Origin of the sequence: Sphingobium psychrophilum, assembly GCF_012927105.1 — a bacterium.
GTDB lineage: Bacteria > Pseudomonadota > Alphaproteobacteria > Sphingomonadales > Sphingomonadaceae > Sphingobium > Sphingobium psychrophilum.
Window position 1 is genome coordinate 1 of the sequence record NZ_JABBFV010000029.1, and the last position, 12,606, is coordinate 12,606.

Below are 12,606 nucleotides of genomic sequence, written 5' to 3' on the forward strand. Positions count from 1 at the left end.
ATCAATGACGACAACGATATGAAGAGGGCCCCGATCGGGGCCCTCTTCATATCGTCAGGCCCGCATCACAGTGGCCTACTTTTACTCCGCCCCGATGGCCTGGAATCTGACCGCCGTTGACAACCCTTATTGGCCGTTCGGCAGCTGATTTAAGTTTCTCAAGTGCAGACCAGCCGCTTCGCGTTCCAAAGGCTGCAAAAACGGCGGCTTGCTCGGTCATTTATAATAATCCCCAGATGGGTGACGAAGAAATGAGACAGAATATTTCCGTTCATGAAACTCCCGCGCATTTAAATGCTTGTAGCGGTGCAGCCTGCCGCAGATGGGGGGAGGGAGGCTCCACTCGTTTGAGAGGAAGTCTGTATGAAGATTGCGCAAATCGCCCCGTTAGCTGAAAGCGTGCCCCCAAAGCTTTATGGTGGCACCGAGCGTATTGTGTCTTATCTGACCGAAGAACTGGTTCGCCAAGGTCACGATGTCACCCTGTTCGCCAGCGGTGATTCGCAGACTAGCGCCAAGTTGGTGCCGATCACGGACATGGCGTTGCGCCTCAACCCCGCTGTGGTCGATACCATTCCCTATCATATGATGATGCTGGAGCAGGTTCGACGCCGTGCCGACGAGTTCGACGCCCTGCATTTCCATATCGACATGTTGCACCTGCCGATGGTGCAGGATTTCATTGGGCGCACGGTAACCACGCTGCACGGTCGGCTTGACCTGCCCGATCTACCGCCATTCTACAGCACCTTTGCCGACCACAGCCTGGTGTCGATCTCCGATCATCAGCGTCTGCCCATGCCCCCGGTCAATTGGGGCGGGACCATCTATCATGGCCTGCCCGCAGACCTGCTGGCTCCGCGCCTGGGTGCGGGCGAGGATTATCTCGCTTTTCTCGGGCGCATCTCGCCGGAAAAGCGGCCGGATCGCGCGATCCGGATTGCGGCGCGCTCTGGCCTTAAACTCAAGATCGCCGCCAAGATCGATGCCGTCGATCGCGGATATTGGGAGCAGGAAATCGCGCCGCTGGTGGACCATTATCCCAATGTGGAATTCATAGGTGAAATCAACGAACAGCAGAAGGTTCACTTCCTCGGCCAAGCAGCCGCGCTGCTGTTTCCGATCGACTGGCCCGAGCCGTTCGGACTCGTGATGATCGAGGCGATGGCGTGCGCCACGCCGGTCATCGCCTTCCGCTGCGGATCCGTGCCGGAAGTGATCGAGCATGGCGTGTCCGGCTTCATTGTCCAGAGCGAAGACGAAGCGGTCGACGCTGTTGCGGCGCTGCCCGATCTCGACCGGCGGCTGGTACGTGGCGCATTCGACGCACGTTTCACGGCGCGGCGGATGGCGACGGACTATGTTGCCCTGTATCATGGTCTACCGGGCGCCCGTACCGACGCCGCACGGCTGCGTCGCCAGCGAGGCGTGGAAGCCGAACTGCAGATCGTCGCATAGGAAACGCCATGACCCTGAGCCAGCCTCAGCCCGACATGCCTGGTATTGCCGGAGGGCAAGCGCTGTCCCAGGCGCAGACCCAGTTCTTCATCCCGGCGACGGCCTCGCTCCACGAGCGCAGGCCGCGAACGCTTAAACATGGCGACAGTTTTGCCGTGTTCGATCATAGCGGCGACGCCATTTCCGGCCCCGGCAGTCCGGAGGGGCTCTATCATCGCGATACCCGGCATCTCTCGCACCTCTATCTCACAATCAACGCAATGCGGCCGATCCTGCTCAGTTCCGCGCTGCGCGACGACAATGCGATGTTGACCTGCGATCTCGCCAATCCCGATTTCATCGGGGAAGATGGCCGAGTGGCCGTGGAACATGACCTCATCCACCTGCGTCGCACGCGTTTTTTGTGGAAGGACGCATTGTACGAGCGCGTCACCATCCGCAACTTCGACACGGAAACGCGGCAAGTCAGTATCGACTTCAGTTTCGCGGCGGACTTCGCCGATCTATTCGAGATACGCGGCATGACGCGCCTGCGCCGCGGGAGAATGCGCGAACCGCAGATCGGTCCGTCCGATGTCCTGCTAGGCTATCTAGGGCGTGACGAGCGCGAGCGGCAAACGCACTTGCATTTCGATCCGATGCCGGACGAGTTGACCGACAGCCATGCGCTGTTCCACATCACCGTGCCGCCCGGCGACCGTTGCGCGCTCTTTACCCGCATCTGCTGCAAACAGACAGGGGCGACAGACGCGCTCCCCAAGCAGTTCCTCAAGTCCCTGCGCGAGGCGATGGAGGCGCTGCGGGCGGCGCGCAAGCGCGGCGCGACACTGCACTCGTCGAACGACCTGTTTAACGAGGTCGCCCGCCGGTCGGTCGCTGATATATCCATGCTATCGACCGATACCGAATATGGCCCTTATCCTTATGCGGGCATTCCCTGGTTCAGCACGGTGTTCGGCCGCGACGCGATCATCACCGCGCTCGAAACCCTATGGATGGATCCGGCGATCAGCCGCGGCGTGCTGGGCTATCTCGCCGCGCATCAGGCCACCAGCTTCGATCCGACGGCCGACGCGGAACCTGGCAAGATATTGCACGAGGTGCGCCATGGCGAAATGGCGGAACTGGGAGAGGTGCCGTTCCGCCATTATTATGGCAGCATCGATTCCACGCCCCTGTTCGTGATGCTGGCGGGCGCTTACCTGGAGCGGACCGGCGACGTTGCTTACCTGACGACGATCCTGCCGCATATAGAAGCGGCCCTGAACTGGATCGACACACATGGCGATCGCGACGGCGACGGCTTCGTCGAATATGGCCGCCTGACCGACCAGGGCCTTCAAAATCAAGGATGGAAGGATAGCCATGATTCCATCTTCCACGCCGACGGCACGCTCGCGCGCGGTCCGATCGCCCTCGCGGAGGTGCAGGCCTATGTCTATGGCGCGTGGCAGGCAGCTGAGGCGCTGTTCAACGCGATCGGCGACCATGCACGCGCGGCTGACTATCGGGATCGCGCGGCGCGGCTGCGCGATAGGTTCGATGCCGCGTTCTTCGACGCGGCGCTGGGCACCTATGTCCTCGCGCTCGATGGCGACAAGATGCCCTGCCGCGTGCGGTCCTCCAATGCCGGCCATGTCCTCTATACCGGACTTGCGCGCGAAGAGCGGGTGGAGGCCGTCGTGCGCACGTTGATGGGGCCCGCCTCCTTCTCCGGATGGGGCGTGCGCACTATCGCCTCGACTGAAAAGCGCTATAATCCAATGAGCTATCATAATGGGTCGATCTGGCCGCACGACAATGCATTGATTGCCGGCGGCTTCGCGCGCTACGGCTACCAGCGGGAAGCCGCCCAGATCTTCGAGGGGCTTTTCGCCGCCGCCACCTATGTCGACATGATGCGTCTCCCTGAACTTTTCTGCGGCTTTCCGCGCCGCCGGTCGCAGGGGCCGACCTTTTATCCGGTGGCCTGCAGTCCGCAGGCCTGGTCGGCGGCGGCGCCGCTCGCCCTCATCCAGTCGAGCCTAGGGCTAAGGTTCGATGTTCCGGCGGCGCAGATATCCTTTCACCAACCGATGCTGCCGCTTTTTCTCCAGAGCCTTACGATCAGGGATTTGGGCATCGGTCTGGACAAGGTCGATATTATGTTCGATCGCCTAGGGGATCAGATCGTGGTCAAACCTATGAAGCATGGTGGCCGCGCTCGGATAATGACGATTGCTTGATGGTCGCCTTTAGGGCTAGCCTGAATGTGCGCGCGTCCGTCCGCTCAGAGGTAGGAGAGACCGAATATCGGGCATAAGCATTTGTCTCAGATCGCTTGGGCACGCCGAAGATACTGGCAATCGACGGTTCATTCATGGATATTGCGGCGGCACGCGCAACACTGATCGCGTCAATGTCGGCAAGTCGGCCCCAAGCCATATACGAGCATCAGGCACCGTTAAAACCCCGGATGCAACGTCAAGGGGACTATTGTGGTCAGCAGATACCGTCACAGCCGCTATGTGTCACAAAGCTGGTAATGAGCTGAAGCAGCCTGTAATAACAGGAGCCTTGCGCATATCGACCCTTCACGGACACTCAGTGGTCAATTTCCGTTCCTCAGGTGCAGTCAGTCCGTTTCCGGCGGCTGGCGACCACCTTAAGCCGTTGCCGATAACAAATTTAATGTCGCTTAAGCCGAAACCGGACAGCTGTCGGAGACTTAGAAAATAGAGGCATTGCGCCTCAGCAGTACGACGCGCCCACTTGCGATCCCTAAAACCGTATCCCCGGGGGGCGGGCCCCCCACCTCACTGGTCGCAGGTGCTAACTCCAGCATTCGGATCCTGATTCCCCGCCTCGCGACGTTGATCTAGACATTCAGGCGAACAAGCCGGGTGCGCCGGCTATCCTGAAATGGGGTTCATTCTGGCGCGCTTTCTATGCGCGATCCCTTGGGTTGGCCCTCGGCCTCCTTTTTATCCTGTCCTTCATCATTCACTGGACGCAAAGCGCGCGTGTCGCCGCTCAGGAAGCTTTGGCGCACGGAGAAAAACCGGTAGCCACTATGGCCTATTTGACAGATTCTCAACTGTGGTTCGAATCATTCCAGAATTGGCAAAGCGAATTTCTGTCGACTGCAGTGCTCGTGCTTCTGTCGATCTTTCTTCGCCAGCGCGAATCGCCGGAATCAAAGGGCGTCGCTGCGCCGCACCGCCAAACAGGGGAATGAAGGTCAGGTGCCAGGCCAGCTTGAGCGCTGTCCTGGCGGCGGCATGCCGCCGCCAAGTTGGGCTATCGACTAGCTGCCGCCCTGCGTGTTTATCGGCGGCGCGAGGGGATTGGGATCCTTATCCTCCCCCTTTTCTATGTTTTCCTGAACTTCCTCTCGTCAGGCACGTCCTCGGTCTTTTGCGTATCGGTCGGTGTCACGAAAAGGCTCCTAGAGTTGGTTGGAATATAATGGCGCGTTATCAGCATAGCATACTAGTTCCGCTTGCCGTTCGGCCCGAGCGGGCTTCAGCCCTTTAAACCCTTGGCCATGCTGAGGTGGCCTGAAACGATCGGCACGAGGCTTGCAGCGAAGCTTTTAAGGGCCGGCACTCGAAATCGGTGGCTTATGCGCGAAGGGTGCCAAGCGTCTCCTCGTGCGCCTTGACCTGCGCCTGGGCATAGCCTGCGACACAGGGAAACTATTGATTGCGACCGCCCATGTCGCGACTCATTCGCGGGGAACCAACGCGTGTCCCGCAGGATTTTACGCCTACTTCACATACAAGGAGGACGAAGATGGCAGAGCCCCAGTTCACCGATGCGATCGCCTTGCTGAAGGCAGACCACCGAAAGGTGGAAGAGCTGTTCGAAAAATTCGAGCAAGCCACGTCCGCTAACCGCAAGCAGACCCTAGCCCAGGAAATCTGCGTCGAGCTCAAGGTTCACACGCTGATCGAGGAAGAGATTTTCTATCCTGCCTTCCGCGGTCTGATCGAGGATGACACGCTCGACGAAGCGTATGTCGAGCATGATGGCGCGAAGGTCCTGATCAACGATATCGAGGCAAGTTCGCCCGACGACGATTTCTATGACGCCAAGGTCAAAGTTCTCTCTGAAGAAATCAAACATCATGTCCATGAAGAGGAAATGCCTTCGGAAGGCATGTTTGCCCAATGTCGCAAGACCGATGTCGATTTAGTTGCATTGCGAGATCAAATGGCCAGGCGGAGGACGGAGCTCCTTACCCTGGCCAAGACGTCAGGATTGCCGGCGGCTAAACCAACCGCCGTCAATCTAGTCACGGCATAGCCGATCTGTCGTGCCCCGGCGGCGCTTATGCCGTCGGGGTTTTAACTTGAAATGAGTGAGCGCTCCGGTTGCTCGAGGGGCTGCGGCGGCGGAAGGATGCACGTGCGCTCCCGACCGCGGCTGCTTCGCATTGCAGCCATCGACGGCTTGTCAGCATACGGCAGCATCGATTGCGGATGCAATTCAGATAAAATCACGCATTTGACCTCGATTGCCCTGACTACCGCCGCTCTGAGCGCCCCTCACTCGAATGCTGACGGCTTGACTGACAACTGTCGGCGGGCACAGCCGACCAGAATATAGATTGGAAACGGCAAAAATGTCCCAAGCCCCGTCATCACTGGTCCCCGCCACCCTTCCCGCTATCGACACTCGAGCATCACCTCGTCAGTCGTGACCCGGCCGCTGCCGCCACTCCTCTGGCCTGCCGCCCAACAGCAGGAGCCAAGAATGTCCCTACCCACCGGCCTGTACAAGATCGCGTTCACCTATGGTACCGACTACGGCGTCATCGTGCTGCAGAACAACGGCAAGCTGCGCGGCGGCGACAGCGCCTATGTTGGCACCTACGAGGAGGACGGAGACCTGCTGACCATGCAGGTCAGCGTGACGCAGCACCGGCCGACGCCGGGCGTGGTCAGCGTGATTGGGTTCAACAACATGGTGGTCGAGTTGGCCGGCATGACCGACGACGGCACGCTCAGGCTACGCGGCACGTCCAAGCAGGTGCCGGGCGTGCGGTTTGAGGCTAGGTTGTCGCATATCGCGGACTGACGGGTTGCGCAGGCTGACAGTCACACGGCGGCCCCGTCGTCGGGGTCGCGTCCATGCCGTCGGTCTAGCATCCGCATCGCTGGGGTCACCGTCAGGCCGTGCAGCAGGATCGACAACAGCGCGACCAAGCCAACAATCGCCCATAGGCGCCCTCCCTCCTCTATCTTCAGATGATTCAGGCCGTAGGCAAGATAATAGAACGATCCCACCCCACGAATTCCAAAGAACGCGATCGTTTTCTTCTCCGATTGACTTGCCTTAAACCCCACAAGTGCAATCATGCCGCTGACCGGTCGAACGACCAGCAAGATCGCTACCGCCGCCGCCACGTCCACCCATTGCAACGGCCTAAGCAGGCCACTGACTAACGCGCCGCCAAACAGCAGCAGCAGCACCATCATCGCAAGCCGCTCAACCTGTTCGGTCAGGTCATGCATCTGTCGGTTGAACTCATGGTCCCGGTGGGAGCGACGCAGTGTCAAGGCGGTTACAAACACCGCCAAGAAGCCATAACAATGCAGGAGCTCGGTGACACCGTAGGACACGAACGTCGCGGAAATCGCGATTAATCCGTCGCCGGTCTTGGATAATCTTGTGTCGGCAGGGATATGGAATGTGAGCCATCCGAACAGCCGGCCGATCAGCCAGCCGCCAATTACGCCGGCAAAAATCTCCCACAGGACATTGTGGAGCAGCCATTGCTTGGCCCACGGCGCGCCGGTCGCGGCGGCAAGCCCTAGCGCTATGGCCAAATGCACAAACGGAAAGGCGAGCCCGTCGTTCAGTCCCGCTTCGGACGTAAGTCCAAAGCGCACCTCATCTTCTTCGCCCGATTTGGGCGGCCCTACCTGGACGTCGGAAGCAAGCACAGGATCGGTCGGGGCCAGACTTGCGGCCAACAGGAGTGCGGCTACCCATGAAAGGCCGAGCCACAACCCGCCGATGGCAGTGATAGCCAGGATGCCGAGTGGCATTGTGATAGCCAACAGTCGCCAAGTGATATTCCACTTTGCCCAGCTGAAGGGTCGGTCCAACTTCAAGCCGGCACCCATCAGCGCAATGATCACGACCAGCTCGGTGAAGCGCTCGGTCACTTGGGGATAGGTGAGAGGCAATGGTCGTAGCGTGACCGCCGGCATGGAGAATATGGCCACACCTATGCCGATGCAGACAATGGGCAAGGACAGGGGAAGGCGTTTGAGCGCCAAGGGTAGCCAAGCGACCAGGGCGATCAGCAGCCCCGCGCCGGTAAGCATAAGGATATAAGGATCAAGGGACGAGGTGACTTGCTGCATCGGCCCCTAACGATACAGAAGCGTAAACGGCTCCAGAGACCAGTTGTTCATGGATTCGATCGGGAGCAGCCAGTACCGGATCGCCGCCCAATACAGGCGCGAGCCTTGTTTGCTTACACAGCCGGAACAAAGTGATGCCCTTAGGGTATGTTGGGCATGAACCTATTTGATCCGGACCTGGCCTTACCCATTCTCGGCGCGGTTGTCGCTGGCGCTATAATCGGAGCCGAACGCGAGTATAGGGCAAGCCCCGCAGGATTTCGCACGCACATACTGGTTAGCCTGTCGTGCGCGCTCCTCATGCTTACGGCCGTTCATCAGGTGCGGTGGCTGAGCGACACGCCAATGGAGATCATCAGGATCGATCCCGTCCGCATGGCGCACGGCGTCCTGACCGGCATCGGTTTCCTGTGCGGCGGTGTGATCTTCCGTGAGGGTTTTGGGGTGCGTGGGCTTACCACCGCTGCGTCACTGTGGATGACGGCGTCACTCGGCATATTATTTGGCGTGGGCTTTTATGCCCTGGCGATCGCTGGCGCGGTAGCCACTGTGTGCGTGTTGGCGGCGGTGCGCGCATCCGAGACGATTCTGCCGCAGCGCCGATACGCCAACGTGAAGGTCCGCTTCCTACGCGCGGCGGCGATATCGCAGCAAGACTTTACGGATCGTTTGTCGAGCGCCGGGCTGCGGGCTGCCACTGTTCAGCAACGCATGGAGAGCGACAGCGTGGAGTATGGCACGACGATCAGCGGCGTTAATGAGGAACGGATGGACCGGTTCACGTCGCAGCTGCGGTCAGACAGCGCGGTTATTGGGTTCGACTACATGCCGCACGACATATGAGATCAACACATGATCAGCGCGCTTGAAGTTCGTGTGATTTGCTAAAGGGCTATCGCCCCGTGCTGAGTAATCTGTCGCCACATAGTTGATTCATTCTGGACAACCAATATTTATTTACACCGGTATGTCATAAGCTTCCCAGTAGGGAGAATACATATGCCGGCCGCTCGATTCTTCTGCCTCGCCATAGCCATCACGGGGTCGGCTAGCCCCGCACTGTCGCACGGCGGCGGGCTAAACGCCCAAGGCTGCCACAATGATCGTGAGAACGGCGGATACCACTGCCATCGCTCGCCGTCAGGAGACACAGCGCCGGTCCGGCCGCAGCCGATGCTTGGCAGCAGCGGCGGCGCGGCTTTCCCCAACTGCACCGCCGCAAGGGCAGCCGGGGCAGCGCCGGTCCGGGTCGGCGAGCCGGGTTACGGACGGCATCTGGACCGGGACGGCGATGGGGTGGGCTGCGAGTAAATTACGCGCATCCCTCACTGATATGACGTTCCGGTGCCTTATCCAGGCAATATCAGTTTGCGTTTATGACCTTGGCCCGCTCCGCTGCCGTCAGTGCTTCCGCGTTCACGTCCGAGTCGTCGATTGCCTCCTCCTTGGCATCGCCGCCTCCCGCGTAGCGTCGGCGTTGGCCTGATGCCCGGCAGGTTACAGAGGGCATGGACGTCACCTTGAAGGCGGCTGCGTTCAACTGCTGGACGTTGGAGAGCTGCGGTGAGGCAAGCTCTCTTGTCGCTCTCTCGCCTCCATACGCGGCCGTTGCATGTACCAGTCTAATTGTCTGGCCATGGTCCAAGACGCAGCGTCTCAGCCGCAATAAAGCACGTCCACGCTATGGCCTGAAGCTAACGCGTCTTTAGGTAAAGCGGTTGGCGGCGGGCGGATCGCTTGCCGGATAGCTCTCGTCGCTTGCTTGATCAGTTTGGTCCCATTCTGGCGGATCGCTACGCATACCCTCGGGGCCTGCACTACGAACCTGTGTGAAGTTAGCCGGTTCATGCTCACCGGATGAAAAAGCAGCCGGCTCAGCCACCCCCTGCTTGCCAGTGAAGTACCGATAGAGGCCATAGCCAACGCCACCGATCAGCGCCAATTTCAGCAGTCCCATTGCAACACTCCCGAGGTTTCACATCGTCAACACGGGAGCTACACCGAAGTTTCCTCGCTTTCGAATTCATAGGGTGAAGCACGCGCAGTTCTACGCTATCGCTGCAGCCTCGCCGCTCGCGAGAAGCCATGCCAGGTTTGGTCCTACATAGCGAACTACCGTTGCTGCTGCCAAGCCGTCGGCATCCCGCTACAATGGATATCCAGCGTGCCATCCCCCGAAATCATCGTCTCGACGAGGTACCGTTCGAAATGGAGCGATGCCTACCTCTTGCAAACCACATCGCGCAGCGCGTAGGCGCGAACCTTGCTCTTAGCGGCGATATCGACCAGATTTGACGTCTGGAAACGAGCCTTTCCCGCATAACTTGCGCTGGTAGAGCCTGCGAGTTTGCAGAACGCGGTCGCTGCCGTGATATCATTGGTGCCAGCGGATACCTCCGTTCCTCCCAGCGATGGGCGCGCGTAAAAGGTTACATCTTGGCCATCCGTGCCGCTGCCGACGTCGAGCGCTTCGATATCCACCGCAGCGGCGGTTTGGCCAGCGGCTGACGGTGTGGCGGCAGTCGCCGAGGTGGGGGTCTCCGTCGTCGTGGCGACAGTGGTGGGAGTCGGACGAATAGAGGCGATCTGGGACTTTTTCACATACGGCATGCTGGCAGTCATGGTGCGGCAAGTGCCGGCGAACTTAACGCCGGGGCAGACTTGCCACGAGCCGGTTATGCGGACTGACTGTGCTCGTTTCGCAAATGATTCCGTTGCAAGATCAGGCGTGTCGGTCGTGACTGTGACGGAACGGCCGAGATAGCCGGGAAGCTCGTACAGGGTCATAGTCGGTGCAGCGGTCTGAGCTGCCGCTGGGGAAATAGCTGTAATTGTCAGCGCCATCAGGATTATGCCGCGCATTGTTCTCTCCATGAGTATCCAGAATTATGGCCAATCAATTCCTCAGGAGAAGATAAGGTTGCAAGTGCCGGGAGCTTTTGCCGTGGTCGCGGGTGTGCGGATCGACACACGATATGACAAAACCAAGGAATCCTACCTCGGCGTCGTCAGCCTCGTCTCAGTCTTGCAGTGGATACCCTTGTCCATGAAACCTAGCTTCGCGTTGTCATTAGACGTTACCCTGTATTGCGAACCTTTAAAACTTGCAGATTACCAGGGTTCACTCCGCAAAGATAACCCTCGTATCTGTACCGATCATCTGCGCCAGACGGGCGGCATCCCAATTGCTAAGCCGGACGCAGCCATGGCTCTGCGACCGACCGATGAGGGCTGGTTCGGGCGTGCCGTGAATGCCGTAGTGCGGCTTGTCGAGATCGATCCAGACGACACCGACCGGATTATTGGGGCCCGGCTGGACCACGGCCTTTTTCTCGGTCGCGGCAGCATCCCAGAACAGATCCGGGCTATAATGATAGGTCGGCAGGAATGCGGTGCCTTTGATCTTCCAGTTGCCGATCGGCAGCGGATCATGCTCGCTTCCCGTCGTTGCCGGAAATTGCGCGACAAGGTGGTCTTTGGCATCGTAGACCTTGAGAAGGCTTGCGGATTTGACCACGACGATCTTAGCCCCGTTGGGTTGCTGCGCACCGACGTTGAGCGTCGCGAGCGTATCGCGCCACTGCGGCGAAAGGTTGCTGGCATAGGCACGATCGGTGGGGATGAGGCCCGGCAGCCGCAACTCCATGCCGGCCTTTGGAAAGCGAAGTCCTGGATTGAGAGCCAACAGGACTTGCGGGGTCGTGTGGAAACGCTCGGCAAGCCTCTCAAGCAAATTGCGATAGCCCAGGGAGGGGAGAGCGGCCTGATCCGCGATCTTCGAGGGTATAGCTGGGGCGTAGTCAGCGGCCAGCGCTTCATCCTTCAGCACCATCATGATGAGCGCCGGTGCATTGTCCTTTTTGAGCTCGGACTGTGTAGCAACGTCTAATTCGCCAGTCACGCGTAGCCCGCGCGAGATTTGAAAGCCTTTTGCCGCCGCTGTTAAAAACCGGCCGTCGCGCCCATCGATCACGCCCGGTCCGAAGCCCGCCCGATCCAGCTGCACCTGCATGCGAAGAATCGCAACATTTATCTTTGTAGCGGGAGAACGGGGCGCTGACGCGGGTACAAGGCGAGGCGCTTGCCCGACAAGCGGCGTGGCGATGAGACCAGCGGTGGCTAAAGCAAGACGATGCCATGGAACCAATCTTCTCATGCCGTCAAATCCCCCTACATGTCAGCTAGATAGGATAACGCGCGGGTGCAGCTTTTATCTCCCTGACGACAGAATTCGGGACGTACGACTTACATGATGATGGATCGACGAGGGGTGCTGCTGGGCGCCGCTGCCTGTGGCGTGGCGCAACTGTTTCCTGCTACCGCATGGGCCGTTCTGCCGGAGCGGCGGCTGATGTTTCGCAACGCCCACAATGGGGAGCGGGCGGACGTCTGCTATTATTCTGGCGGGCGGCTGCGCGTGTCGGGGATCGCGGAGCTCAATTATTTCCTGCGCGACTGGCGCACCGGCGACGTCACTCGAATGGACACCGGTCTGTTCGATACATTGGTGCAACTCCATGCGGCGACTGGCGCCGACAAGCGGGCCGGTTTCACGCTTATTTCAGGCTACCGTTCACCCAGGACGAACGGCCGGTTGCACGAACATAGCGATGGCGTCGCCTCAAAAAGTCAGCATATGCGCGGCAAGGCAGTGGACATCAGCCTTAAATCCGTCCGTTTGTCCAACCTGCAGAAGGCGGCGCTTTCCCTGCGCGCTGGCGGCGTCGGCTATTATCCCGAAGATGGCTTCGTGCATGTCGATACCGGGCCGGTACGCCGCTGGTAGGCTGCT

General features: G+C 59.6%; 11 protein-coding genes and 1 pseudogene. 8 read left to right on the plus strand and 4 right to left on the minus strand.

The window, feature by feature from the left end; all coding sequences use genetic code 11:
• Positions 1–363: 363 nt before the first annotated feature.
• The 5 genes and pseudogenes from HHL08_RS22665 (at position 364) to HHL08_RS22685 (ending at position 6,519) form a co-directional block, all read left to right on the plus strand.
• Positions 364–1,458: a glycosyltransferase family 4 protein gene (locus HHL08_RS22665; RefSeq protein ID WP_069063923.1), complete on the plus strand. Its 1,095-nt coding sequence runs from the start codon at positions 364–366 to the stop codon at positions 1,456–1,458.
• Positions 1,459–1,466: 8 nt separating this feature from the next.
• The gene (locus tag HHL08_RS22670; protein ID WP_169575214.1) at positions 1,467–3,683 is read left to right on the plus strand and encodes an amylo-alpha-1,6-glucosidase; all 2,217 of its coding nucleotides are present in this window, start codon (positions 1,467–1,469) and stop codon (positions 3,681–3,683) included.
• A 629-nt stretch (positions 3,684–4,312) separates the two neighbouring features.
• A pseudogene (locus HHL08_RS22675) lies at positions 4,313–4,675 on the plus strand (DUF6766 family protein); the annotation flags it as partial.
• A 557-nt stretch (positions 4,676–5,232) separates the two neighbouring features.
• Positions 5,233–5,745 (plus strand): hemerythrin domain-containing protein, encoded by a 513-nt coding sequence (locus HHL08_RS22680; protein ID WP_069063930.1) that lies wholly within the window; start codon positions 5,233–5,235, stop codon positions 5,743–5,745.
• A gap of 450 nt (positions 5,746–6,195) precedes the next feature.
• Positions 6,196–6,519, plus strand: coding sequence for a hypothetical protein (locus tag HHL08_RS22685; RefSeq protein WP_069063931.1), 324 nt, complete (start codon positions 6,196–6,198; stop codon positions 6,517–6,519).
• Positions 6,520–6,539: 20 nt separating this feature from the next.
• Here the strand turns inward: HHL08_RS22685 and HHL08_RS22690 are convergent, their stop codons facing one another.
• The gene (locus HHL08_RS22690) at positions 6,540–7,814 is read right to left on the minus strand and encodes a cation:proton antiporter (RefSeq protein WP_169575215.1); all 1,275 of its coding nucleotides are present in this window, start codon (positions 7,812–7,814) and stop codon (positions 6,540–6,542) included.
• Between the two features lie 156 nt (positions 7,815–7,970).
• Here HHL08_RS22690 and HHL08_RS22695 point away from each other — a divergent pair, with 156 nt between their 5' ends.
• Together HHL08_RS22695 and HHL08_RS22700 are read left to right on the plus strand one after the other, a co-directional pair.
• Positions 7,971–8,657: an MgtC/SapB family protein gene (locus HHL08_RS22695; protein WP_169575216.1), complete on the plus strand. Its 687-nt coding sequence runs from the start codon at positions 7,971–7,973 to the stop codon at positions 8,655–8,657.
• Positions 8,658–8,813: 156 nt separating this feature from the next.
• Positions 8,814–9,125 carry an excalibur calcium-binding domain-containing protein gene (locus tag HHL08_RS22700; protein ID WP_169575217.1) on the plus strand — a complete coding sequence of 104 codons (312 nt, stop codon included), beginning with the start codon at positions 8,814–8,816 and terminating at the stop codon, positions 9,123–9,125.
• 394 nt (positions 9,126–9,519) lie between these two features.
• On the opposite strand, the gene HHL08_RS22705 is transcribed toward HHL08_RS22700, so the two are convergent.
• From HHL08_RS22705 to HHL08_RS22715, 3 genes are all read right to left on the minus strand, one after another.
• Positions 9,520–9,771: a hypothetical protein gene (locus HHL08_RS22705; protein WP_069063933.1), complete on the minus strand. Its 252-nt coding sequence runs from the start codon at positions 9,769–9,771 to the stop codon at positions 9,520–9,522.
• A 263-nt stretch (positions 9,772–10,034) separates the two neighbouring features.
• A complete protein-coding gene (locus tag HHL08_RS22710) occupies positions 10,035–10,676 on the minus strand; it encodes a beta/gamma crystallin-related protein (RefSeq protein WP_169575218.1) in 642 nt (213 codons plus the stop codon).
• 259 nt (positions 10,677–10,935) lie between these two features.
• A complete protein-coding gene (locus HHL08_RS22715) occupies positions 10,936–11,826 on the minus strand; it encodes a L,D-transpeptidase family protein (RefSeq protein WP_235955253.1) in 891 nt (296 codons plus the stop codon).
• 237 nt (positions 11,827–12,063) lie between these two features.
• Between HHL08_RS22715 and HHL08_RS22720 the strand changes: the two genes are divergently transcribed.
• Positions 12,064–12,600 carry a YcbK family protein gene (locus tag HHL08_RS22720; RefSeq protein ID WP_169575220.1) on the plus strand — a complete coding sequence of 179 codons (537 nt, stop codon included), beginning with the start codon at positions 12,064–12,066 and terminating at the stop codon, positions 12,598–12,600.
• The last annotated feature ends 6 nt before the right edge of the window (positions 12,601–12,606 follow it).